The following is a 24908-nucleotide window of genomic DNA, read 5'->3' as shown; positions in this document are numbered from 1 at the left end:
GAAAGTAGAAAGCGTTTTTATTATAAGCAGTAATGCAGGTAATAAAAACAAAAAAAACGGTCATAATTAATTTTATGATTGGTACAATAAGCAAAATAAGGGCGCATGGTGGATGCCTTGGCTCTCAGAGGCGATGAAGGACGTGATAAGCTGCGAAAAGCTGCGGGGAGGGAGGAAACATCGACCCTTGATCCGGAGATGTCCGAATGGGGAAACCCAGTGTGTTTCGACAGACTATCAGTGAACACCGAAACATAGGGCTGAGGCGAACCCGGGGAACTGAAACATCTAAGTACCCGGAGGAAAAGAAATCAACCGAGATTCCCAAAGTAGTGGCGAGCGAACGGGGAACAGCCCAGAACCGTGCTGTTACGGCAGTGCTGGGGTTGTAGGACCACGACATTTTATGCATGCAGAACCGGAACGGTCTGGAAAGTCGGGCCATAGAGGGTGATAGCCCCGTACACGTAATAAATGTAATAGATAGTGGTATCCATGAGTAGGGCGGGACACGTGAAATCCTGTCTGAATATGGGGGGACCATCCTCCAAGGCTAAATACTCCTGACTGACCGATAGTGAACCAGTACCGTGAGGGAAAGGCGAAAAGAACCCCGGCGAGGAGGGGAGTGAAATAGAACCTGAAACCGTGTACGCCTACAAGCAGTCGGAGCCCTTTCGTGGGGTGACGGCGTACCTTTTGTATAATGGGTCAGCGACTTATATTCTGCTAGCAAGGTTAACCGGATAGGCAGGAGCCGTAGGGAAACCGAGTCTGAATAGGGCGCTTTAGTCAGTAGTGTTAGACCCGAAACCGGGTGATCTAGCCATGGCCAGGTTGAAGGTGCGGTAACACGCACTGGAGGACCGAACCGACTAATGTTGAAAAATTAGCGGATGAGTTGTGGATAGGGGTGAAAGGCCAATCAAACCGGGAGATAGCTGGTTCTCCCCGAAAGCTATTTAGGTAGCGCCTCGTGAATACCATAGGGGGTAGAGCACTGTTTCGGCTAGGGGGTCATCCCGACTTACCAAACCGATGCAAACTCCGAATACCGAAGAGTGCTATCACGGGAGACAGACAGCGGGTGCTAACGTCCGTTGTCAAGAGGGAAACAACCCAGACCGCCAGCTAAGGTCCCAAATTTTGTGCTAAGTGGAAAACCATGTGGAAAGGCACAGACAGCCAGGAGGTTGGCTTAGAAGCAGCCACCCTTTAAAGAAAGCGTAATAGCTCACTGGTCGAGTCGGTCTGCGCGCGGAAGATGTAACGGGGCAAAACCATGCACCGAAGCTGCGGCATCGCGTGTATGCTATGTACAGTGGTAGGAGAGCGTTCTGTAAGCCTGTGAAGGTGCCTTGTAACGGGTGCTGGAGGTATCAGAAGTGCGAATGCTGACATGAGTAGCGATAAAGGGGGTGAAAAGCCCCCTCGCCGTAAGCCCAAGGTTTCCTACGCAACGTTCATCGGCGTAGGGTGAGTCGGGCCCTAAGGCGAACCCGAAAGGGACAGTCGATGGCCAACGGGTTAATATTCCCGTACTTCTTATTGCTGTGATGGGGTGACGGAGTGATGAAAGCGCCGCGAACTGACGGTAGTTCGTTGAAGTACCTAGCTATAGGTCCTGTAGTAAAATGCGCAGGAACCCTGAGGCGTGAAATGACGAGGCACTACGGAGTCTTCGGACAAAGAGATAGTGCGCCTAAGGGCTTCCAAGAAAAGCCTCTAAGCTTCAGGTAACATTAGAACCGTACCCCAAACCGACACAGGTGGTCGAGGTGAGTATACCAAGGCGCTTGAGAGAACTCTGGGTGAAGGAACTAGGCAAAATGGTGCCGTAACTTCGGGAGAAGGGTCGCGCCCGTAGCTGAAGTCGGGGCCGCAGCTGAAGAAGGTACCAGCTGGCTGCGACTGTTTATTAAAAACACAGCACTCTGCAAACACGAAAGTGGACGTATAGGGTGTGACGCCTGCCCGGTGCTGGAAGGTTAATTGATGGGGTCAGCCGCAAGGCGAAGCTCTTGATCGAAGCCCCAGTAAACGGCGGCCGTAACTATAACGGTCCTAAGGTAGCGAAATTCCTTGTCGGGTAAGTTCCGACCTGCACGAATGGCGTAACGATCTGGCCCCAGCGGCGCTGTCTCCACCCAGAGACTCAGTGAAATTGAAGTCGCTGTGAAGATGCAGTGTACCCGCGGCAAGACGGAAAGACCCCGTGAACCTTTACTATAGCTTTACACTGGACTTTGAACCATGATGTGTAGGATAGGTGGGAGGCTTTGAAGCGGGGACGCCAGTCGGTCGTGGAGCCATCCTTGAAATACCACCCTTGTTTGTTTGAGGTTCTAACCTTGGCCCGTGATCCGGGTGGGGACAGTGTATGGTGGGTAGTTTGACTGGGGCGGTCTCCTCCAAAAGAGTAACGGAGGCGCCCAAAGGTTCCCTCAGTACGGTTGGAAATCGTGCGTAGAGTGCAATGGCATAAGGGAGCTTGACTGCGAGACCGACAGGTCGAGCAGGTACGAAAGTAGGTCATAGTGATCCGGTGGTTCTGAATGGAAGGGCCATCGCTCAACGGATAAAAGGTACTCCGGGGATAACAGGCTGATACCGCCCAAGAGTTCATATCGACGGCGGTGTTTGGCACCTCGATGTCGGCTCATCACATCCTGGGGCTGGAGTAGGTCCCAAGGGTTGGGCTGTTCGCCCATTAAAGTGGTACGCGAGCTGGGTTCAGAACGTCGTGAGACAGTTCGGTCCCTATCCGTCGTGGGCGTAGGAAATTTGAGAGGAGCTGTCCTTAGTACGAGAGGACCGGGATGGACGCACCGCTGGTGTACCAGTTGTCCTGCCAAGGGCATAGCTGGGTAGCTATGTGCGGAAGGGATAAGCGCTGAAAGCATATAAGCGCGAAACCCACCACAAGATGAGATTTCTTTTAAGGATCGTGGAAGATGACCACGTTGATAGGCTATAGATGTAAAGGCAGTAATGTCATAGTCGAGTAGTACTAATAATCCGTAAGCTTATGTACACCCTTTTCCCTCTCGTCCCAGACGAGAGGGAGGAAACTTTCTAAAACTAAAACTTACTTTTCTTTATCTCAGTATGTTAAAATATTGTTTGATTGATAATTAACAATTTATAATTGATAATTAATAATTAAAAGCTGCTTGCAGCGAATGGCCTTAAGGTGGTTATTGCGGCGGGGCTCACCTCTTCCCATCCCGAACAGAGAAGTTAAGCCCGCCTGCGCAGATGGTACTGCATTATTGTGGGAGAGTATGTCGTCGCCTTTCTTTTTGAAAAACCCTGTTTCTTAGAAATGGGGTTTTTTATTCTAACTTTGCTGATTTTATCAGTAGTAAGGTACCTTAGCTCAGATGGTAGAGCAATGGACTGAAAATCCATGTGTCCCTGGTTCGATCCCTGGAGGTACCACATAATGCTCGGATGGTGAAATTGGTAGACACGCTGGACTTAAAATCCAGTGAACAGCAATGTTCGTGCGGGTTCAAGTCCCGCTCTGAGTACTAAAAACTTCAATTGGCTTTGCTAATTGAAGTTTTTTTTGTTCTAAATTGAAAATAGTCCGTATTATATTGATTAGAATTAAAATATTTCTTGTTAAATACAATATCAAAGAAGTAATTTTATATTTTTACTATATCAAAGTACTTTATTTTTTTAATTATGCAAAATATTTTTCTTAAGTCAGATTGTGATCAATTTGTGGATCGTGTTAATAATTTAAAATCAGATTCACAGCCGCTTTGGGGTAAAATGTCTGTTGATCAGATGCTTGCTCATTGTAATGTTACATATGAAATGGTTTATGATAATATTCATCCTAAGCCTAATCTTTTTATAAGACTCTTGCTGAAAATGCTGGCAAAAAATAAAGTAGTGGGAGAATCTCCTTATACCAGAAATATTCAGACAGCTCCACAGTTTATAATTAAAGGTGATCGGGATTTTAATATTGAAAAAGAAAGACTTATTAAGTATATTCGAAAAACAGAAGAGTTAGGAGAAAAGGAATTTGAAGGAAAAGAATCATTATCTTTTGGTAAATTAACTTCTAAAGAATGGAATAATATGTTTGCTAAACATTTAGATCATCATTTTACACAATTTGGAGTTTAATATAAATTGATTTCAAAATGAAAATATACTACATTTTACTGTGCATGTGTTTTGGATTAACAGCAAACGCTCAAAAACAAGAAGTTCAAAAAAGTATTGAAATCTTTTTTGAAGGTTTTCATCAGAGAGATTCTTCTAAAATAAAGAGCGTTTGTGCCGATAAAATGATTCTTCAGTCAATTAGTGAGAGTCTTTCAAAAGGAAATAAGTTATCTAACGAAACAGCAAATGAATTTTATAAATCTATCGCGACAATTCCTTCGAATATGAAATTTCAGGAGAAAATTTTGAGCTACAATATTCAAATTGATGGAACTATGGCTCATGTTTGGGCTCCTTATGAGTTTTATTTAAACGATAAATTAAGTCATACCGGTGTAAATACTTTTACATTGTTTAAAGAAAAAGATTCATGGAAAATTATTTATTTAATTGATACACGTAGAAAATAATCTAATTTTTTAGAACTACTGTGTTGTAATATAAACAGATATCGGTTAAAAGACATTCTTCACATTTAGGTTTTGGTCTGCATATTTCACGCCCTAAAAAAGAAATAGCCATTCCAATTTCTGACCAGATGCTTTTTGGTAAAGCCTGCATTAAGTCTTTTTCGACTTTATTACCATCTTTTGCTTCTTTAATAATTCCAATTCTGGGAGCTACTCGTATTACATGTAAATCTGCAATTATTCCTTCTGCTGGCTGGTGAGTTTCTCTCATAATTACATTGGCTGATTTTCTGCCAATACCTTTTAAAGCTGTTAGTTCTGACATTGTTAGAGGTATATCTTTGTCCTCCTTTATCGTTTGTGCGATTTCCAAAAGCCATTGTGCTTTGGTTGGGTAATTACGTACTTTACTTATGTAGGGTACAAAAGTTTCAGTGTCAGCTTTTGACAGACTTTTTAATCTTGGATATTTCTCAAACAATGCAGGAACAATTTTATTGATATTTGCATCAGAATCCTGAGCTGATAAAACAACCATTACCAAAAGTTGATAAGTATTTTGATAATCCAAAGGATGTTTTTTGCCTTTGTATTTTTTTAAAATGGGCTTTAACTCAACTTCCCAATCCTTTGTTTCTCCAAATAAATCCATCTATATAATCTCTTTATGATTGATAATGAAATGCTTATATATAAAGTTAATTGATTTTAATGAATTCTAATATTTTTTTGATAACATTTTGATTTCCAAGAATTTTTCTATGTCCTAAACCATCGGTAAGAAATAAAGATCCGTTTTCCAGATTCTTATGTATGTGAATACCCGCTTTTACAGGAACCTCAGGATCATCATTGTCGTGAATTACTAAAACTGGAAGTTTAATGTTTTGAGCAGCTCTGTAAGCTGAAAAATCATCCATTTTTAACTGATATTTATTTTCAAAAAATACTTTCAGATCTTCGCTATATTCTTTTTCTAGTTTTAGTTTAAAAATAAATTCATCCAGAATATCCTGCACAATATCTCCACTTCCAATTATAATGGCTTTGTTGACTTTTAATCCATCTTTAATTGCATTTAAAACAGACATTCCTCCAAGAGAATGTCCAATCGCATATTCAAACGGGCCAAATTCCTTTTCTATCTCAAGAATAGAAGCTATGAATTCAGACATTATAGTTGTTTTTCCTTCAGATTTTCCATGTGCAGGCGCATCAAAACTGACTGTAGAATAACCGTGATGCAAAAGTTCATCGGCTATTTTAAATAATTGAGTTCCGCGGCCAGACCATCCGTGTACTAATAATATTTTGCGTTCACTGTTACCATAATGATAGGTAACAATGTTTTTATTTATAGCAGGAACGCTGATCGTTTTTTGTGCGCTTTTAAGATCCATTTCTAACTCACGTTTTGGAATCTTATGTTTGATGGGCGTTGTAAATATTTTTGCGGCAAATTTAATGGCCAATTTTTTAGATACAAATGCACAAATTTTGGCAGATATTATAATTATCTGTGGAATTTTTAATGATTTAGTAGGATTATTTACCTTTTTTGCCATTTCAATAAAACTTATTTGAGAGCTGAACTATGCCTATTTTTTTGCTAAATTTAAAAAAAGATAAAAGTAGCATATTAATGATTGTTTATTAAAAATAATCACAAATTAATTTCTGAAATGGAAATATTTCATATTAGTGCAGAATGTTATCCAGTGGCGAAAGTTGGCGGTTTGGCTGATGTTGTTGGGGCATTACCAAAATATCAGACTAATGCCGGACACAAGGTTAGAGTTGTTGTTCCTTGTTATGATACTAATTTTAGAAAGGAAAATGATTTCGAATGTGTTCATTGGGGAAAAGTTAAACTCGGAAATTTTAATTTTCCGTTTAGTGTTTTAAAAGAAAGTACTGATACACTCGGTTATGAGCTATATCTTATTGAGATTAATGATTTGTTTAACAGACCAAATGTATATGGATATGAAGATGATATTGAGCGTTTTTTGTCCTTTCAAATTGCTGTATTAGATTGGATTATAGCAAGAAATAAAATTCCGGATATAATTAATTGTCACGATCATCATACCGGGCTAATTCCGTTTTTGCTTCAGGTTGCCTATAAATATGAGACTTTAAAAGACGTAAAAACGGTCATTACTATTCATAACGGTTTATATCAGGGATGGTTTGGATTTGATAAGTTGTATTATCTGCCAGAATTTGATTTAAAACATGTAGGCTTACTAGAATGGAATAATAGCATTAATTCATTGGCAGTTGCAGTAAAATGTGCTAATGCCGTTACGACTGTTTCTCCAAGTTATTTGAATGAAATTAATTATGCAGCAAATGGATTAGAATCACTTTTTCAGTCAGTTCGTCTTAAATCAAAAGGAATTTTAAACGGAATTGATTTTGAAGTCTGGAATCCGTTAAAAGATCAAATGATTTTTGAAAATTATTCTATTGAGAATTTTGAAGCTGGAAAGCAAAAGAATAAAGAAAAACTGTGTGAGCAATTTGAGCTTGATCCTTCAAAACCCTTATTTAGTTTTATTGGACGTTTGTTTGAAGAAAAGGGAGGCGATTTGCTTCCTCAGGCATCGGCATTAGCTTTATCAGAACATTTTGAAGACATAAATATTTTAATTTTAGGTTCAGGAAATGCTGAAATTGAATCACAATTAACACAATTACGCAACGATTATAAAGGAAATTATAATGTTTTTATAGGTTACAATGAAGAATTAGCTCATTTGATTTATGCAGGTTCAGATTATATTTTGATGCCTTCAAGAGTAGAACCATGCGGTTTAAATCAAATGTATGCTATGCGATACGGAACAATTCCAATTGTTAGGAGAACTGGAGGCTTGAGGGATACGGTTATTGATTTCGGAGATGAAGGAAATGGAATCTGCCACGATCAGTCATCGGTTGGCGACATTTGTTATTCTATTAATCGTGCAGTTAACCTATACGATGATAAAATAAATTTCAATAAAGTAATACAAAGAGGAATGTCAGCTGATCATTCCTGGGAAAGAGTTTGCCAAGAATATATCGAAATATACAACCTAATAATTGAGAAAAATGAAATTTAAAAAGAAAAATGTAGTTGCTATTATTTTAGGAGGAGGACAGGGATCGCGTTTATTCCCTTTAACAGAAACGAGATCAAAACCAGCTGTACCTATTGGAGGAAAATATCGTTTGGTCGATATTCCAATATCGAATTGTATTAATTCAGATATTTTTAAAATATTTGTTTTAACGCAATTTAACTCTGCATCTTTAAATGCTCATATTAAAAACACTTTCAATTTTAGTATTTTCAGTCAATCATTTGTTGATATTTTAGCCGCTGAACAAACTCCGGATAATCCAACCTGGTTTCAGGGAACTGCTGATGCCGTACGTCAGTGTATGTCACATTTTTTAAAACACGATTTTGACCATGCCTTGATTCTTTCCGGAGATCAATTGTATCAAATGGATTTTAATGAAATGCTGGAAGCTCATATCGCTGCCGATGCCGAAATTTCTATTGCAACTTTGCCTGTAAATGCTAAAGATGCGCCAGAATTTGGAATTCTTAAGACAGACCATGAAAATAATATACATGCTTTTATTGAAAAACCACATGCATCTTTACTGCCAGAATGGGAATCTGAAGTAAGCGAACAAATGCAGGAAAAAGGCAAAAAATACCTTGCCTCAATGGGAATTTATATCTTTAATAAATCATTGCTGGTAGAATTAATGGGGAATCAGGAAACGAAAGATTTTGGTAAAGAAATTATTCCGCAAGCTGTTGGAAAACATAAAATCTTAAGTTATCAATATGAAGGATACTGGACGGATATTGGAAATATCGAATCCTTTTTTGAAGCCAATATTGGTTTAACTGCCGATATTCCGGAATTCAATTTATTTGACAACGAAAATAAAATTTTTACCAGACCAAGGTTATTACCGCCATCTAAATTTAGAAATTCGATTATCAATCAATCTTTAATTTCAGAAGGCTGTATTATTAATGCCAAAGAAATTAAAAGCTCTGTAATTGGTATTCGTTCCAGAATTGGCGAAGGTACTGTTTTGGAAAATTGTTATGTTATGGGGAATGATTTTTATCAGGATCTTGACGAAATGAATCACGATACCAGCATCAATAAAACTCATGTTGGTATTGGAGAAAATTGCTTTATTAAAAATGCTCTTGTAGATAAAAATGTGCGCATAGGAAATAATGTTCACATAAGCGGAGGAAAACATTTAGATAATTTTTCTAATGAATTATACAGTATAAAAGATGGCATTGTCGTTATTAAAAAAGGTGTAACTCTTTCTGATAATTTTAGAATTGAATAAAATTTTAAAAAATTCCAATTTCAAAACTTCAAATTCCAATTTTCAATTTTTGCCTTAAAAACCAAATATGACAAAAGTAATTCCACATTCTCTATTTACTGATTTTGACATTGATTTATTCAAAGCTGGAAAGCATTTCAGATTATATGAAAAGCTAGGCGCGCATTTAATTGAAGTAAATGGAGTTAAAGGAGTATATTTTGCTGTTTGGGCTCCAACGGCAAGTTCAGTTTCTGTTATTGGTGATTTTAATTACTGGACACAAGGAGAACATCCTTTAAATGTTCGCTGGGATTCTTCGGGAATTTGGGAAGGATTTGTTCCTGATATTTCTAAAGGAGCACTTTATAAATATAAAATTCAGTCGAATATCAATGGTGTTACAACTGAAAAAGCAGACCCTTTTGCCCGCTATTGCGAAAAAACGCCTCATACAGCTTCTGTTGTTTGGGATTTAGATTATAATTGGAAAGATGAAAACTGGATGCAGAGTCGTCAGGAAAAAAACAGATTAGATAAACCTTATTCTGTTTACGAAGTGCATCTGGGTTCATGGAAAAGAGCCGATCATAATCGTTTTTTGACGTATCTTGAATTAGCCGATGATTTAGTAAAATACGTTAAGGAAACGGGGTTTACTCACGTTGAATTTATGCCGGTTATGGAATATCCTTATGATCCTTCATGGGGTTATCAACTGACAGGATATTTTGCTCCGACTTCTCGTTTTGGAAAACCTCAGGATTTCATGGTTTTGGTCGACAAGCTTCATCAGGAAGGAATAGGTGTTATTTTAGACTGGGTTCCGTCGCATTTTCCGGATGATGCTCATGGATTAGGATTTTTTGACGGTTCTCATTTATACGAACATCCGGATAGAAGAAAAGGCTATCATCCGGATTGGAAAAGTTTGGTTTTTAATTATGGAAGAAATGAAGTTCGTGCTTTTTTAATCAGTAATGCGGTTTTCTGGCTGCAGAATTATCATGTTGACGGATTAAGAGTTGATGCTGTAGCTTCGATGCTTTATCTGGATTATTCAAGAAAAGACGGTGAATGGGAAGCCAATATTTTTGGTGGAAGAGAAAACCTGGACAGTATCAGTTTTCTTAAAGAATTTAATGAAGTAATTTATTCTAATTTTGATGGAGTTCAGACTATTGCTGAAGAAAGTACTTCGTTTCCGATGGTTTCAAGACCTACTTCTTTTGGTGGTTTAGGATTTGGTATGAAATGGATGATGGGCTGGATGCATGATACTTTAAAGTATTTTGAAAAAGAAACAGTTTATAGAAAATATCATCAAAATGAATTGACTTTTTCGATGACGTATGCATTTACCGAAAATTTCATGCTTCCGTTTTCTCATGACGAAGTGGTTTATGGAAAAAAATCACTTATTTATAAAATGCCGGGAGACGAGTGGCAGCGATTTGCTAATTTGAGATTATTATACGGCTATATGTTTACGCATCCCGGAACAAAATTATTGTTTATGGGTGCTGAATTTGGTCAGACAAATGAGTGGAATTTTGAGCAAAGTCTGGACTGGCATTTGTTGCAGTATGATTTTCATTCAGGAATAAAAAGGTTAATTACAGATTTGAATTCTTTATATAAATCATATCCGGCGCTTTACGAAAAACAATTTTCAGGCGAAGGATTTGAATGGATTAATTATTCAGATCATCAAAATGCCGTGATGTCTTACATTCGTAAAGGAAATAATTCAGACGAAAATGTCATTGTAGTCTGCAATTTTACGCAAGTTGTTAGAGAAAATTACAGAATTGGAATTTCTAAAAAGGGAAAATTAAAAGAGATTTTTAACACAGATGCGGGTATATATGGAGGAAGTAATGTTGGAAATTCTAATATCATAGAAACAGAGTCTGTAAAGTACGACGGAAGAGATTTTTCTGTTGAACTAATTCTTCCCCCTTTAGGTGTAACCGTATATTCTTTCGTTTAGAAAAAATCTTACATTTATTTTTTAAACTACTATTTTGTCATTTTACGGTTCATAAATTATCGATTTATTGATTTTTTGAGCCGTAATTTAAAAGTCAATCAGAAAAAACGTTTTCGTGAATAAACCTTTTATTCATAGGGCTTTATGAACTTTTTTTGTATGTTTGAAATAGAGATTTTTGTTAAAATTAATTCATTGGCGATATGATTACAAATACATCACTAGAATACAAAGGCGATTTATATCCGTCAAAAATTGTCTCTTATGAGCATGAAGGCGATACTGTTTTCTTCAATACAGATAATAAAGTAATTTTAAAAGTTACAATCCTTAGGGACAGTTTAATTCGATTTCGCTTTACAACAAAAGGTTATTTCAGCAATGACTTTTCATACGCAATTGATAAAACACAGCTTCACGGGTACAATTTTCTTGAAGTTACCGAAGAAGAAAAATATTTCCAGATCAGGACCAGTAAAGTAAAATGCAAAATTCAAAAAGCAGATCTTCGACTTGCTATTTATGATTTAAATGATTTTCTGATTTTAGAAGACGAACTTGGTTTCCACTGGGAAGAAAGTTATGAATATGGCGGAAATATCGTAAAAATGAGTAAATCTTCTAAAGATGGAGAATGTTTTTACGGTCTTGGAGACAAAGCAACTCAAATGAATTTAAAAGGCAAAAGAGTAGAAAATTTTGCCACAGATCAATATGCTTATCAAAAAGAGCAAGATCCTCTTTATAAAGTAGTGCCGTTTTATATTGGCTTACACAACAAACAATCTTACGGTATTTTCTTTGATAATACTTTTAGAACTTTTTTTGATTTTTGTCAGGAAAGAAGAAACGTAACCAGTTTTTGGGCAGAAGGAGGAGAAATGAATTATTATTTCATCTATGGGCCTCAAATGCAGGACGTTGTTACAACCTATACGGATTTGACAGGAAAACCAGAATTGCCGCCGCTTTGGGTTTTGGGTTACCATCAATGTAAATGGAGTTATTATCCGGAAAGTAAAGTAAAAGAAATCACGTCAAAATTTAGAGAACTTCAAATTCCATGCGATGCCATTTATCTGGATATCGATTATATGGAAGGATTTCGATGTTTTACGTGGAGTAAAGAATATTTTCCCGACCCAAAAAGAATGGTTGCTGAATTAGCAGAAGATGGTTTTAAAACCGTTGTTATTATTGATCCGGGAATTAAAATCGACAAAGATTACTGGGTTTACAAAGAAGCTTTAGAAAAAGATTATTTCTGTAAAAGAGCCGACGGACCTTATATGAAAGGAAAAGTATGGCCGGGCGAATGTAATTTCCCGGATTATACAAATCCTGCTGTAAGAGAATGGTGGGCTGGTTTATTTAAAGAATTAGTTGCAGATATTGGTGTAAAAGGAGTTTGGAATGATATGAACGAACCAGCTGTAATGGAAGTTCCAAATAAAACTTTCCCAATGGATGTTCGCCATTTTTATGACGGAAACCCTTGCAGCCACAGAAAAGCCCATAATATTTACGGAACTCAAATGGCAAGAGCAACTTATCATGGAGTTAAAAAATTCGCGTATCCAAAACGTCCGTTTGTAATTACCAGATCTGCCTATTCAGGTGCGCAGCGTTATACATCGTCTTGGACAGGCGATAACGTAGCAACATGGGAACATTTATGGATTGCTAATATTCAGGTACAGAGAATGTCAATTTCAGGAATGGGATTTACAGGTTCTGATATTGGAGGATTTGCCGAACAGCCTACAGGAGAATTATACGCACGATGGATTCAGTTAGGTGTTTTTCATCCATTCTGCAGAACGCATTCTTCCGGAGATCATGGAAATCAGGAACCTTGGGCTTTTGATGAAGAAGTAATTAATATTACCAGAAAATTTGTCAGTCTTCGTTATCAATTATTGCCTTATTTATATACAATGTTCTGGCAGTATATTGAAGAAGGAGTTCCGATGCTGAAACCATTGGTTTATTTCGATCAGGATGATACGCAGACGCATTATCGTAATGATGAATTTATCTTCGGAAACCAAATTTTAGTTTGCCCGATACTTGAACCTAATGCTGTAGGTAGACGTATGTATATACCTAGAGGTGAGTGGTATAATTACTGGACAAATGAACTTTTTATTGGAGGAAGAGAAATTTGGGTAGATACTAAATTTGACGAAATTCCGGTTTTTGTAAAAGCAGGTGCCATTATTCCGAAATATCCTGTTCAGCAATATGTGGGAGAATTAGAATTTGATGAATTAACACTAGATGTTTATTACAAACACGGTAAAGAAAAATCACAAGTTTATGAAGATGCGCAGGATGGTTACGATTATAAAAAAGGGCGCTACAGTTTCTTGTCTTTGAGAACCATCGGAAAAGATAAAGAATTAATTATTCAGCTTCATAAAGAAGGAAAATATGATACACCGTACAGTAAATATAAAATTAATTTGATTGGACTTCCGTTTAAGGTTACTGAGATTGAAATCGACAATGAAAAAATAAATTTTGATACAGTAAGTTTTGAATCCAATAAATTTTTAATCGTTGATAAAGAGTTTAATGAACTTCATATTATTGGCGAATAAGTAAAATTCTGATAGCGTTTGAAATAATTATGTAAGATTTTAAGTAAATTTAATTGTAATTTTGTTAGTGTTAAATTATTTAGATCATGAAAAAACATTTAATTTCAGGCCTTTTTACAGTTGTTTTAGTGTGCAGCTGTGCGACAAATCCAATCACTGGAAAACAGAATTTGAACTTTGTTTCAAATAGCGAATTATTCCCTTCATCATTTCAACAATATAGTCAGTTTATATCTGAAAATAAAGTAATAACCGGAACAGCAGATGCAAAACTTATTGAAAATGTTGGATATAAAATTAAGACAGCAGCTGAGAAATATTTAAATTATTTAGGTCAGACTCAATATTTAAAAGATTATCGCTGGGAATATAAGCTGGTTGATAATAAAGAAGTAAATGCCTGGTGTCTTCCCGGAGGAAAAATTGTGGTATACTCGGGTATTTTGCCTGTAACACAAAATGAATCTGGTTTGGCAACTGTAATGGGACACGAAGTTTCGCACGCGTTGGCCAATCACGGAGCACAGAGAATGTCTGCGGCGCAATTACAACAGATTGGAGGAGCAGCCTTAGGAGCCGCAACAAGTGGAAAATCTGAAGCAACACAACAAATTTTTGCACAAGCATACGGAATTGGTTCAGAAGTAGGAGTAATGCTTCCGTTTAGCAGAAGCAATGAAAGTGAAGCTGATAAAATAGGTTTAACTCTTATGGCCATTGCAGGTTATAATGTAGATGATGCCGTTGCTTTCTGGACCAGAATGTCGGCAAAATCAGGCGGATCTTCAACACCGGAGTTTATGAGTACACACCCATCTGATGCAACGAGAATTGCTAATATAAAAGCTTTAATTCCAGAAGCTAAAGCAATTGCCCTAAAAGTAGGAACTATCAAATAAAGACATTTAAAGATATTAAAAAAAGCTATTCTGTTGAATAGCTTTTTTTATGTTCGCCATTCTTTATAATTTATTAATGAACGATTTAGATAATTTATATTTGATTATCATAAAAAATAGATAAATTCGTAGCGCATTAACAAAACCATTTCTATGAAAAACCTACAAAAAGGAGACAAGAAATTATTAAATGCCTGGGCATTTTATGATTGGGCAAATTCAGTTTATACACTTACAATTGCATCTGCAGTATTTCCAATTTTTTATGACGCGCTTTTCCCAAAAGACAATCATTATATTGATGTTTTTGGTCTTCATTTAAAAAATTCGGCTTTAATTAGTTTTACTACAGCTGCAGCATTTTTAGTAGTTTCTTTTATTTCTCCTTTATTATCAGGAATTGCAGATTATGTGGGAAATAAAAAATCTTTCATGAAGTTTTTCTGTTACATGGGAGCATTGTCTTGTATGGGATTGTATTGGTTTGATCTCAGAAATATTTATGTTGGATTAGCTTTTTACTTTCTTGGGTTATTAGGATATTGGGGAAGTTTAGTTTTTTATAATTCATATCTTCCGGACATTGCTTTTGAAGATCAGCAGGATAGAATAAGCGCAAAAGGATATTCAATGGGATATATTGGAAGTGTTCTTTTGTTGATTATTAATTTAGCCATGATTATGAAACCTAAATTATTCGGAATTTCAGGAACTAATGGCGAAGCAGCGATGAAAGCGATGCGCTATTCTTTTGTGATGGTAGGCGTATGGTGGATTTTATTCAGCCAGTATACCTATTATTATCTGCCTAAAGGAAGTTCAGAAAAGAGTCAGAAATTAACAAAAGGAATTGTTTTTAATGGTTTTAAAGAGCTTAAGAAAGTTTGGGGATTGTTAAATGAAAATATTCCTTTGAGAAGATATTTAGGTGGATTTTTTGTCTCCAGTATGGCTGTTCAAACAGTTATGTTGGTTGCTACTTATTTTGGAGCACAGGAAATTCAATGGAGTTCAGAAGAAGAAAGTACTATTGGTTTAATCATTTGCATTCTATTAATTCAAATAGTAGCTGTTGTCGGTGCAGTTCTAACTTCCCGCGCTTCAGCAAAATGGGGAAATGTTCCCACTTTAATTTTTATTAATGGTATTTGGGCGGTATTTTGTGCTATGGCTTATTTTATGACATTACCGATTCATTTTTATATAATGGCAACAATTGTTGGGTTTGTAATGGGCGGAATTCAGGCTTTATCACGTTCGACGTATTCTAAATTATTGCCGGAAACAGAAGATACAGCATCATTCTTTAGTTTTTATGATGTTGCCGAGAAAATAGGAATTGTAATCGGGATGTGTGTGTACGGAATTATCGATCAAATTACCGGAAGTCCGCGTGCGGCAATTGTAATTTTGGCGATTTTCTTCGTTACTTCTATTTTCTTATTAAGAAGAGTTCATAAAAAAGACGTTTCAAATTAATCGAAACGTCTTTTGATATCAATATCACGAATTTCAGAATTATTATTTGATTGATGATTGTTGTTGAAGTTCGTGATATTTCTTTTTACAAATCAATTAACCCTTTGTAATATTTCCTGAACCAGCCACTTTTACATCGCGTTTTTCAGGATTTCCTAGATACTTAATATTCCCTGAGCCAGCTACTCTTGCCGTAATACTTTCATTTGAAGTTACTTTTGTGTTTCCTGAACCAGAGACATTAGCCGTAACAATTTTAGATTTTAAGTTTGAAGCATCAATATCACCAGAACCAGAAAGTTTAGTTGTAAAATTATCAGCTGTACCTTTTAAATTAATATTTCCTGAACCGCTTACGCTTAATTCTAAATTATTGACATCAACAGGCAGGTTAAAATCACCGGAACCAGATAGTTTTATAGCAAAATTATCGCTCTTAATAACATCTTTCGACTTAATATCTCCAGAACCAGCCAGGCTTACTTCAGATATTTTTTCAAACGGAACCACAATTTCAATTGATTTTCCACTTGTGGGGCGAATGTTAGTATATCTCTCTACATAGATTTTAAGAGCATTATCTTCAACTTCAACTTTAATATATGGCAGTAAATTTTCTTCACCTTTTATAGAAATTTTACCTTCTTTTCCGGCAACTAAATTAACATCAAAAAAGCCTGAGATTTTTATACTGTCATAATCACCAGTTGTTCTGGTATCGGTAATAACATTTCCGTTTCCTTTAATTTTATTTTTATCAGATGATTGTGCGTTCGTATTGAAACAAACTAGAGACACTGCACAAACTAATAATAGAATTGATTTTTTCATTGTCTTGATTTTTAGATTGTTAATTTTTGATTAATGATATATTTCCGTAATTAGACGTTACGTTGATTTTGTTTTGTCCTTTTTTCTTATAAAAGCCGCTGATTCGTTTCGTATTGCTTTTGGTTTCGCTGGTTGTGATATCTAAATTATTATCATGCTTGATATTGGTATATCTTCCGGAAATATCAAAATCAAAAGCATAATTGGCATCGTATCCTAAAGAAACATCAGTATAACCTGAGTTAATGCTTATGTTACCGGCTTTTTCATTAACCGTACCAACAGTTATTTTACTGTAATTGGTATCAAAATTTAAATTGCTCGATATTTCACCAATAGAAATCGTCAGATAATTTCCTGAACCTACTAACGAGTTGATTTTTTGAAATTTAAAGTTACCGTAATTACAAGCGTATTTAATGTTTTGTGCATCATTTAAGGTAACATCTGTATAACTCGCATCAAGATTAAGATTTCCCGAATCATTGATTTTTAAACCCGAATATCTTGCATCGATAGCACCGTTTTTAATATACTCGATGCTTGAATTTTGACAGTAAGCGATTTCAATTCGGTTATTTGATCCGTTTAATTTTCCTAAAGTCGTTTTTCCGTATTTGCAGTTTATATCCGTTGTCCCTTCAATATTTAAAGTTGAAATATTACCGTATTTGTTTACTAATTTAACAGAACCGTTTTTAGGAATTTTAATTACATAATTGATTTCAAAACTATTATGGCTGCCTTTACTTTTCAATGCCGAATTGCCAATAGTTGTAACCGCACTCACTAAACTTTTTAAAGCCGTAATTTCAACATCAATATTATTAAGTCTTTCGTTTACCCAGTTTTCATTTGAGCCATTTACTTTAATCGTAATATCAAGATCGATTTTGTCTTCGTCCCAGGTAGAAACCGAAATGTTTCCGTATTTATTATCAATGTCAATTCCGGCATTAGAATTTACGATATACGTTTTTTTAATGCTTTTTTGTTTCGTAATATAACTGTCGTCATTTGAAAACCCTAAAAAAGGAATCAAAAGCAAAAGGATTACTATTTTATAATGTTTTTTCATCAGATGTGTTTTTTAAGTTTTCGTTTTCTTCAATTCGCTGTAAAACCGTCTGCAAAAAAGAAATTCTCGTTTGCAGATTGCTTATCATAGCATAAATAATTTGCTTGTTTTCTCCGTTTTTCTGAACCTCTTTAATGATTTTTTCATAATCAGCATCAAAAACTTTCATCTGTTTCAATGCATCATTAATGATCTGCTCATTTTCGGGAGAATTTTTTTCTTTTAGTTTAACTAGCTCATTTTCGATCAAAATACTGAAGATAGAATCGGTGCGTTTGGTTTCTTTAGAGGCAAACTTGAGTTCTTTGGGTTTCTCGGCAATATTTTTGTAAAACAGAGATATTCCCAATAGAACCGCAATCGAGGCAGCAATGGCCCAGCCGGCAAAATTCTTTTTCTTTTTTGGCTTGTTATTTAATTTATTTAAGAAATCAATTTGATGATCGGGATTCATTTCATGAATATCCCATTGATTTTCAAATTTTTCAAATAATTGACCTAAATCGTCATTTTCATTTTCCTTTTTCATATCTCCTCTAATTTTTTTCGTAAATTTTCTTTAGCTCTGCTCAACGTAGTTCTGCAGTTTGCATAGCTAATATTTAAAATTTCACAGATTTCTTCCTGATCGTAACCTTCAATGTAAAAAAGTGTCAAAATCATTCGGTAATTGTCTTTTAAACCTGAAATTGTATCTAAAACCTGTTTCACTTTAAGTGAGTTCAAATCAATACTATCAGATAAAATGGAGTCGTTTTCTTCAATTTTAAAAAGAGATTTATTCAAATCCTCCATCTGAAAAGCATTGTTTTTTTTATAGAAATCAATACTATAATTAATAATGATTCTTTTAAGCCACGCACCAAACGCAACTTCCTGTTTATAATCGTTAATCTTTGTAAAAGCTTTCAAAAAACCTTCCTGCATGACGTCTTGTGCAAAATGCTCGTCTTTTACAATTCTGTAAGCTACATTATACATAGCTTTACAATAGCGATTGTAAACTTCGAATTGTGCTTTTTGATTGTTGTTTTTACAAAGCGCGATTAATTCTTCGATATTTTGATTATTTATACTCAAGTAATGGCTGCTAGTTTTTTATAATGACTATACTTTTTTTAAGATGTTACAGTTTTTATAAAATTAATTTTATTTTTTTTGGAAATAAATGAAAACTGACGTTAAAAGCTAAATTTCAAAGCTGACTATTTTGCATTTGGCATAATGATTGTCTATTTTTATGGCCTATCTTGTAAACACCACACTTATTAGAAACAATAGCTTTTAAGACAGCTTTTGCAGATAGTATTAAACTTTTAATGACAAAACGACTTATATATTATTATGTCAAATCATAAAATACTCACTATTGACAATCTGTCACTTCAGGAATTTGACTCAGAAGCAGAATTAATTCCTCTATTAACTCCGGAAGACGAAGAGGAAATGAACAATGAAGAACTTCCTGTTTCTTTGCCAATTTTACCTTTACGAAATACCGTTTTATTTCCGGGAGTTGTAATTCCAATTTCTGCAGGACGAGATAAATCAATTAAATTAATTAATGATGCCAATGCTGGCGGAAAAATCATTGGTGTAGTTTCTCAGATTAATGAAGAAGATGAAGATCCTTCAAAAGATGATATTCATAAAATTGGAACTGTAGCACGTATTTTACGTGTTTTAAAAATGCCTGACGGAAATGTAACCGTTATTTTGCAAGGAAAGAAACGATTTGAAATCGACGAAGTTGTTTCTGAAGAGCCTTATATGACGGCAACAATTAAAGAAGTTGCAGAAGAACGTCCTGAAGAAAATGACAGTGAGTTTACAGCTATTCTTGATTCTGTAAAGGAACTGGCTATACAAATTATAAAAGAAAGCCCAAATATTCCATCAGAAGCAACATTTGCTATTAAAAACATTGAAAGCCAATCGTTTTTGATCAATTTTGTTTCTTCAAACATGAATTTATCAGTAAAAGAAAAACAAGGTCTTTTATCGATAAATGGCTTAAAAGACCGTGCTCTTGAAACATTACGTTATATGAATGTTGAACTTCAAAAATTAGAATTGAAGAATGACATTCAGTCAAAAGTTCGTTTTGATTTAGATCAGCAGCAAAGAGAATATTTCCTTCACCAGCAAATGAAAACCATTCAGGAAGAATTGGGAGGCGTTTCGCAGGAAGAAGAAATGGACGAAATGGGACAGAAAGCGAAAACCAAAAAATGGGACGAAAAAACACAGAAACATTTCGAAAAAGAATTATCTAAAATGCGTCGTATGAATCCGCAGTCGCCAGATTTCGGAATTCAGCGTAATTATTTAGAGTTGTTTTTAGAATTGCCTTGGGGTGAATATTCTAAAGATAAATTCGATTTAAAACATGCTCAAAAAGTTTTAGATAAAGATCATTTTGGACTTGATGAAGTTAAGAAAAGAATGATCGAGCATTTGGCAGTTTTAAAATTGCGAAATGACATGAAATCACCAATTATCTGTTTAACAGGCCCTCCGGGGGTTGGAAAAACTTCAATCGGTCGTTCTGTAGCCGAAGCTTTAGGTCGTGAATATGTACGTATTTCGCTAGGTGGTTTACGTGATGAGGCTGAGATTCGCGGGCACAGAAAAACATATATTGGTGCAATGCCGGGAAGAATTATTCAAAGTTTGAAAAAAGCAGGAACTTCAAATCCGGTTTTTATTTTAGATGAGATTGATAAACTTTCAAACGGAAACAGCGGCGACCCATCTTCTGCCTTATTAGAGGTTTTAGATCCTGAACAAAACAATGCTTTTTATGATAACTTCCTTGAAATGGGATATGATTTATCTAAAGTAATGTTTATTGCGACTTCAAACAATATGGCGGCAATTCAGCCTGCTTTGCGTGACAGAATGGAAGTAATCAAAATGTCAGGTTATACGATTGAAGAAAAAGTAGAAATCGCAAAAAGACACCTTTTTCCAAAACAATTAGAAGCACACGGATTAACGGCTAAGGATCTGACTATTGGTAAAAAACAATTAGAAAAAATTGTTGAAGGTTATACAAGAGAATCTGGTGTACGTAACCTTGAAACTAAAATCGCCCAGGTAATTCGTAATGCCGCAAAAGCCGTTGCGATGGAAGAGGAGTACAATAAAAAGGTTACAGACGAAGATGTTGTAAAAGTTTTAGGAGTTCCGAGACTTGAGCGCGATAAATATGAAAATAACGATGTTGCCGGAGTAGTGACAGGTTTAGCCTGGACAAGTGTTGGCGGAGATATTTTATTTATAGAATCATTAATTTCTGAAGGAAAAGGAGCGTTGACGATTACCGGAAACCTTGGAAATGTAATGAAAGAATCGGCAACAATTGCTTTAGAATATATTAAAGCAAATGCTAAAAAGTTAGGTTTAGGAATTGAATTGTTCCAAAAATACAACATTCACCTGCACGTTCCGGAAGGAGCAACTCCAAAAGATGGTCCAAGCGCCGGAATTGCGATGCTGACATCTTTGGTTTCTTTATTAACTCAAAAGAAAGTAAAGAAAAGTCTTGCGATGACTGGGGAAATTACTTTACGCGGAAAAGTTTTACCTGTTGGGGGAATTAAAGAAAAAATTCTTGCCGCTAAAAGAGCCGGAATTAAAGAAATTATTCTGTGTCACGAAAATAAAAGCGATATTGATGAAATAAAAGCTGAATATTTAGAAGGACTTTCATTTCATTACGTTAAAGAAATGAGTGAAGTTTTAGCCATTGCTCTTACAGATCAAAATGCAAAAAATGCTAAAACTTTGAAGTAAACTTCAATTAAAAATTCCACTTTTTTAAAATCCAAATTCCAAATTTCAAACTATAAAGGTTTGGTATTTGGAATTTTTTTATTGGAATTTTCCATTCAATTTATTTAATCTTTAATTTTATTTTTCCTGTTATATAATTTTATCTTTGTATTTACGTTATTCCCACATAGGAACGTTCCAAAAACATGTTAAAACAGATTGTTGTATTTTTTTTACTGCTAATTTGTTCAGTTTCATCTGGACAAGTTGGAGGACGTTACACCTATCAATTTCTAAATTTAACAACATCACCGCGTCAGGCTGCGTTGGGAGGAAAAGTGATTACGATTTATGACGAAGATGTTAACCAGGCTATGTCTAATCCAGCCGTTTTAAATGAGGATATGGACAATCATTTAGCCCTGAATTATGGAAATTACTACGGAGAGGCTTCTTACGGGACGGCTTCTTATGCTTACACTTATGATCGTCATCTGCAAACATTTTACGCCGGAGTAAATTACATCAATTATGGCTCTTTTGAAGGATATGATGAGAATGGTCAGGCCACATCTGACTTTACAGGAAGTGAAGGTGCACTTTCATTAGGATATGCGTACAACGTTCCTTTTACTAATTTACATATAGGAGCAAATGCTAAATTGATTACTTCTACATTAGAAAGTTATAATTCTTTTGGTGCTGCAGTTGATTTAGGTTTTTTATATGTTATTGAGAGAGACGATATTAATTTGGCACTGGTTTTCCGTAATATAGGAACACAGTTTAAAACCTATTCAGGTATTCAGGAAAATCTGCCTTTTGAAATTACAGCCGGAATTTCGCAGGAATTAGAACATGTACCTATTCGCTGGCATCTTACTTTAGAGAATTTACAGCAATGGAAAATATCTTTTTCAAACCCTAACCGCGGAGAAACCAATATTGACGGAACGACAACTGAAGAAAAAGTTTCGTTTGTCAATAATGCACTAAGGCACGTTATTTTTGGTGTAGAACTTTTTCCAAAAAAAGCAGTCAATTTGCGTTTAGGATATAATTTTAGAAGAGGTCAGGAATTAAGCATCGAAGATCAACGCAATTTTTCCGGACTCTCTGTAGGATTTGGGTTAAAAATCAATAAGTTAAAATTCAATTATTCGTATTCCAGATATACATTGGCAGCAAATACAAGTCTTTTTGGTCTAATTTTAAATTTCCAATAATTTATATGAAATTATTCAGTTTGTTTCTGTTTATGACAGTTGGTTTATTTTCTGGCTCAAAACATTTTTATAAAGACGAATCGATAACCAGTTTAGAAATCGAAAGGATAAACAGCAGATTAGGTGATATTAGAAATATGGTTAGCCTTAATCATAATTATAATTCTAAAATTGCTTTTTTGGTTGATATGAGAGTGCCTTCGGGTAAAAATCGTTTTTTTGTTTACGATTTAGAGAAAAATGAAATTATAGATCAGGGTCTTGTGGCTCATGGTTCCGGCTCAGAAACCGGTGTAAACGGAATGTTGAAATTTAGCAATGAACCAAACTCAAACTGTACTGCACTTGGCAGATATTCTATTGGGAAAAATTATAAAGGTATTTTTGGTAAAGCCTATAGATTGGCAGGTTTAGATGCAACTAATAATAATGCTTTAAAAAGAGCGATAGTATTGCACCATTATTCTGCAGTTCCTTATGAAGAACAAGATTATTACATCAGCAGAAGTCACGGCTGCCCGATGGTTAACGAACAGTTTTTTAAACGTATAGAGAAAATAATTGATAGTTCTAAGTCGAACATTATTTTAGATATTTACTATTAATATTTAAGAATTAAAATTTTACAGCCTTTTATGGTCGTTAATAAATTGCGATTATAAAAGGATTTTTTTGTCCAATTATCATGAAAAAAGCAGTTTATATTTTACTTTTTATTTTAATAGCTTTAGCTGTTTACAAAGTTATTTGGAGAGAAGAAAAAATAAAAACTGAAACCACAACCCGAATAGATTTTCAGATTAAAAAAATAAGAAAGCTGGTTAAGAATAACCCGAAATACAATAAGGAAATTGTTTTTTTAATTGATATGAAAATACCTTCTGGAAAGAATCGCTTTTTTGTCTACGATTTAAAGAAAAATAAAATTATTGATAAAGGTATAGTGGCACATGGCTCAGGATCAGAAACCGGTATTCAGGGAAAACTTAAGTTTAGCAATGTACCCAATTCATATAGTACTTCATTAGGGAATTATTCTATAGGAAATTACTATTACGGAAGATTTGGTAAAGCTTATAAACTCTATGGTTTAGACGCAACAAATAGTAATGCCCTTGAAAGAGATATTGTCTTTCATTACTATTATAATGTACCATATAAAGAGAAAGATGGTTACATTTGCAATAGTCTTGGCTGCCCAATGGTCAATAAACAATATTTTGAAAGAATCGCTAAAATAATAGATGCATCAAAATCTAATATCCTGATGAGTATTTATTATTAAAAGTGTCAAAGAATAAAAATTAAAAAATAAAAAATTGAAAAAAATTACAATTGCAATCGACGGGTTTTCATCAACAGGAAAAAGTACTCTGGCAAAACAATTAGCAAAAGAACTGGAATATGTATATGTTGATACAGGGGCAATGTACCGTGCAGTTGCTTATTTTGCCATGCAGAATAAATTTATTTCTACAGATTCATTCGATAAAAAAGCCTTAATCGAAACATTGCCAAAAATTCAGTTAGAATTTAAATTTAATGCCGATTTAGGTTTTGCCGAAATGTATTTGAATGGAGAAAACGTTGAAAAACAAATCAGAACAATTGAGGTTTCTAATTTTGTGAGTAAAGTAGCCGAAGTTTCAGAAGTGCGGGCAAAATTAGTCGAACAACAACAGCAAATGGGAGCCAATAAAGCCATTGTTATGGATGGAAGAGATATTGGAACTGTAGTTTTTCCAAATGCTGAACTTAAAATATTTATGACTGCCAGTGCCGAAACACGTGCACAAAGACGTTTTGATGAATTACAGCAAAAAGGAGATAACGTTTCTTATGAAGAAGTTCTGAAAAATGTTGTCGAAAGAGATTACATCGATACACATCGTGAAGATTCACCTTTAATAATTGCTGAAGATGCTATTGAGATCGATAATTCTTACTTAAATAAAGAAGAGCAATTTGCTGCTGTTTTAGAATTAGTAAATGATGTTGTTAAAATAGATTAATTTTTTGTAGATATTATTTTTAATGCTAGTTTTACGACTTCATTTTTACTAAA

At 35.0% G+C, this 24908-nt stretch carries 19 protein-coding genes, 2 tRNA genes and 2 rRNA genes; 17 read left to right on the top strand and 6 right to left on the bottom strand.

Translation table 11 applies throughout. From position 1 onward, the window contains the following. Positions 1–84: 84 nt before the first annotated feature. The 6 genes from ABDW27_RS01285 to ABDW27_RS01260 all read left to right on the top strand — a co-directional run bounded on the left by ABDW27_RS01285 (position 85) and on the right by ABDW27_RS01260 (position 4598). Positions 85–3033, top strand: a 23S ribosomal RNA gene (locus ABDW27_RS01285). Positions 3034–3189: 156 nt separating this feature from the next. Next, positions 3190–3299, top strand: a 5S ribosomal RNA gene (rrf, locus tag ABDW27_RS01280). A 69-nt stretch (positions 3300–3368) separates the two neighbouring features. Next, a tRNA-Phe gene (locus ABDW27_RS01275) sits at positions 3369–3441 on the top strand. A 6-nt stretch (positions 3442–3447) separates the two neighbouring features. Next, positions 3448–3533 (top strand) — tRNA-Leu (locus ABDW27_RS01270). A gap of 160 nt (positions 3534–3693) precedes the next feature. Next, positions 3694–4146, top strand: coding sequence for a DUF1569 domain-containing protein (locus tag ABDW27_RS01265; protein ID WP_343694248.1), 453 nt, complete (start codon positions 3694–3696; stop codon positions 4144–4146). A 17-nt stretch (positions 4147–4163) separates the two neighbouring features. Then, complete coding sequence (locus ABDW27_RS01260) at positions 4164–4598, top strand: nuclear transport factor 2 family protein (protein ID WP_343694247.1); 435 nt, start codon at positions 4164–4166, stop codon at positions 4596–4598. A 1-nt stretch (position 4599) separates the two neighbouring features. Here the strand turns inward: ABDW27_RS01260 and ABDW27_RS01255 are convergent, their stop codons facing one another. Both ABDW27_RS01255 and ABDW27_RS01250 read right to left on the bottom strand, forming a co-directional pair. After that, the gene (locus ABDW27_RS01255; protein WP_343694246.1) at positions 4600–5250 is read right to left on the bottom strand and encodes an endonuclease III; all 651 of its coding nucleotides are present in this window, start codon (positions 5248–5250) and stop codon (positions 4600–4602) included. Between the two features lie 46 nt (positions 5251–5296). Further along, positions 5297–6163: an alpha/beta hydrolase gene (locus ABDW27_RS01250; protein ID WP_343694245.1), complete on the bottom strand. Its 867-nt coding sequence runs from the start codon at positions 6161–6163 to the stop codon at positions 5297–5299. Between the two features lie 117 nt (positions 6164–6280). Between ABDW27_RS01250 and ABDW27_RS01245 the strand changes: the two genes are divergently transcribed. From ABDW27_RS01245 to ABDW27_RS01220, 6 genes are all read left to right on the top strand, one after another. After that, entirely contained in the window at positions 6281–7708 is a 1428-nt protein-coding gene (locus ABDW27_RS01245) for a glycogen synthase (RefSeq protein ID WP_343694244.1), read from the top strand. Then, on the top strand, positions 7698–8978 hold the full coding sequence (locus tag ABDW27_RS01240) for a glucose-1-phosphate adenylyltransferase (protein WP_343694243.1): 1281 nt from the start codon (positions 7698–7700) through the stop codon (positions 8976–8978). Before ABDW27_RS01245 ends, ABDW27_RS01240 begins: the two co-directional genes overlap by 11 nt. Positions 8979–9045: 67 nt before the next feature. Further along, a complete protein-coding gene (gene glgB, locus ABDW27_RS01235; protein ID WP_343694242.1) occupies positions 9046–10950 on the top strand; it encodes a 1,4-alpha-glucan branching protein GlgB in 1905 nt (634 codons plus the stop codon). Positions 10951–11153: 203 nt separating this feature from the next. Next, entirely contained in the window at positions 11154–13553 is a 2400-nt protein-coding gene (locus ABDW27_RS01230) for a glycoside hydrolase family 31 protein (protein ID WP_343694241.1), read from the top strand. 86 nt (positions 13554–13639) lie between these two features. Next, positions 13640–14452 (top strand): M48 family metallopeptidase, encoded by an 813-nt coding sequence (locus ABDW27_RS01225; protein WP_343694240.1) that lies wholly within the window; start codon positions 13640–13642, stop codon positions 14450–14452. Between the two features lie 153 nt (positions 14453–14605). Continuing rightward, positions 14606–15931 (top strand): MFS transporter, encoded by a 1326-nt coding sequence (locus ABDW27_RS01220; RefSeq protein WP_343694239.1) that lies wholly within the window; start codon positions 14606–14608, stop codon positions 15929–15931. Between the two features lie 96 nt (positions 15932–16027). On the opposite strand, the gene ABDW27_RS01215 is transcribed toward ABDW27_RS01220, so the two are convergent. The 4 genes from ABDW27_RS01215 to ABDW27_RS01200 are packed head-to-tail and all read right to left on the bottom strand — an operon-like array spanning position 16028 to position 18920. Further along, complete coding sequence (locus ABDW27_RS01215) at positions 16028–16762, bottom strand: head GIN domain-containing protein (protein WP_343694238.1); 735 nt, start codon at positions 16760–16762, stop codon at positions 16028–16030. Between the two features lie 19 nt (positions 16763–16781). Continuing rightward, the gene (locus ABDW27_RS01210; protein ID WP_343694237.1) at positions 16782–17840 is read right to left on the bottom strand and encodes a hypothetical protein; all 1059 of its coding nucleotides are present in this window, start codon (positions 17838–17840) and stop codon (positions 16782–16784) included. Next, on the bottom strand, positions 17824–18369 hold the full coding sequence (locus ABDW27_RS01205) for an anti-sigma factor (RefSeq protein WP_343694236.1): 546 nt from the start codon (positions 18367–18369) through the stop codon (positions 17824–17826). The genes ABDW27_RS01210 and ABDW27_RS01205 overlap by 17 nt, the downstream gene beginning before the upstream one ends. Next, a complete protein-coding gene (locus tag ABDW27_RS01200) occupies positions 18366–18920 on the bottom strand; it encodes an RNA polymerase sigma factor (protein WP_343694235.1) in 555 nt (184 codons plus the stop codon). The genes ABDW27_RS01205 and ABDW27_RS01200 overlap by 4 nt, the downstream gene beginning before the upstream one ends. A 264-nt stretch (positions 18921–19184) precedes the next feature. Between ABDW27_RS01200 and lon the strand changes: the two genes are divergently transcribed. The 5 genes from lon (at position 19185) to cmk (ending at position 24855) form a co-directional block, all read left to right on the top strand. Then, positions 19185–21638 (top strand): endopeptidase La, encoded by a 2454-nt coding sequence (gene lon, locus ABDW27_RS01195; protein ID WP_343694234.1) that lies wholly within the window; start codon positions 19185–19187, stop codon positions 21636–21638. A 185-nt stretch (positions 21639–21823) separates the two neighbouring features. After that, positions 21824–22843, top strand: a complete 1020-nt coding sequence (gene porQ, locus ABDW27_RS01190; protein WP_343694233.1) for a type IX secretion system protein PorQ — start codon at positions 21824–21826, stop codon at positions 22841–22843. A gap of 5 nt (positions 22844–22848) precedes the next feature. Beyond that, on the top strand, positions 22849–23448 hold the full coding sequence (locus ABDW27_RS01185; protein WP_343694232.1) for a murein L,D-transpeptidase catalytic domain-containing protein: 600 nt from the start codon (positions 22849–22851) through the stop codon (positions 23446–23448). Positions 23449–23528: 80 nt separating this feature from the next. Continuing rightward, positions 23529–24128 (top strand): murein L,D-transpeptidase catalytic domain-containing protein, encoded by a 600-nt coding sequence (locus tag ABDW27_RS01180; RefSeq protein WP_343694231.1) that lies wholly within the window; start codon positions 23529–23531, stop codon positions 24126–24128. 34 nt (positions 24129–24162) lie between these two features. Beyond that, on the top strand, positions 24163–24855 hold the full coding sequence (cmk, locus tag ABDW27_RS01175; RefSeq protein ID WP_343694230.1) for a (d)CMP kinase: 693 nt from the start codon (positions 24163–24165) through the stop codon (positions 24853–24855). Positions 24856–24908: the final 53 nt, after the last annotated feature.

The sequence above is a fragment of the Flavobacterium sp. genome, assembly GCF_039595935.1.
In the GTDB taxonomy this organism is placed as follows: Bacteria; Bacteroidota; Bacteroidia; order Flavobacteriales; family Flavobacteriaceae; genus Flavobacterium.
This window is presented reverse-complemented; position numbering and strand designations above follow the sequence as displayed.

Coding starts and splice junctions, on each gene's coding strand:
- ABDW27_RS01250 (WP_343694245.1), bottom strand. CDS start 6,163: ATGGCAAAAAAGGTAAATAATCCTACTAAATCATTAAAAATTCCACAG.
- glgB (WP_343694242.1), top strand. CDS start 9,046: ATGACAAAAGTAATTCCACATTCTCTATTTACTGATTTTGACATTGAT.
- ABDW27_RS01210 (WP_343694237.1), bottom strand. CDS start 17,840: ATGAAAAAACATTATAAAATAGTAATCCTTTTGCTTTTGATTCCTTTT.
- ABDW27_RS01245 (WP_343694244.1), top strand. CDS start 6,281: ATGGAAATATTTCATATTAGTGCAGAATGTTATCCAGTGGCGAAAGTT.
- ABDW27_RS01220 (WP_343694239.1), top strand. CDS start 14,606: ATGAAAAACCTACAAAAAGGAGACAAGAAATTATTAAATGCCTGGGCA.
- ABDW27_RS01265 (WP_343694248.1), top strand. CDS start 3,694: ATGCAAAATATTTTTCTTAAGTCAGATTGTGATCAATTTGTGGATCGT.
- ABDW27_RS01255 (WP_343694246.1), bottom strand. CDS start 5,250: ATGGATTTATTTGGAGAAACAAAGGATTGGGAAGTTGAGTTAAAGCCC.
- porQ (WP_343694233.1), top strand. CDS start 21,824: ATGTTAAAACAGATTGTTGTATTTTTTTTACTGCTAATTTGTTCAGTT.
- ABDW27_RS01215 (WP_343694238.1), bottom strand. CDS start 16,762: ATGAAAAAATCAATTCTATTATTAGTTTGTGCAGTGTCTCTAGTTTGT.
- ABDW27_RS01185 (WP_343694232.1), top strand. CDS start 22,849: ATGAAATTATTCAGTTTGTTTCTGTTTATGACAGTTGGTTTATTTTCT.
- ABDW27_RS01180 (WP_343694231.1), top strand. CDS start 23,529: ATGAAAAAAGCAGTTTATATTTTACTTTTTATTTTAATAGCTTTAGCT.
- ABDW27_RS01240 (WP_343694243.1), top strand. CDS start 7,698: ATGAAATTTAAAAAGAAAAATGTAGTTGCTATTATTTTAGGAGGAGGA.
- ABDW27_RS01260 (WP_343694247.1), top strand. CDS start 4,164: ATGAAAATATACTACATTTTACTGTGCATGTGTTTTGGATTAACAGCA.
- lon (WP_343694234.1), top strand. CDS start 19,185: ATGTCAAATCATAAAATACTCACTATTGACAATCTGTCACTTCAGGAA.
- ABDW27_RS01230 (WP_343694241.1), top strand. CDS start 11,154: ATGATTACAAATACATCACTAGAATACAAAGGCGATTTATATCCGTCA.
- ABDW27_RS01205 (WP_343694236.1), bottom strand. CDS start 18,369: ATGAAAAAGGAAAATGAAAATGACGATTTAGGTCAATTATTTGAAAAA.
- ABDW27_RS01225 (WP_343694240.1), top strand. CDS start 13,640: ATGAAAAAACATTTAATTTCAGGCCTTTTTACAGTTGTTTTAGTGTGC.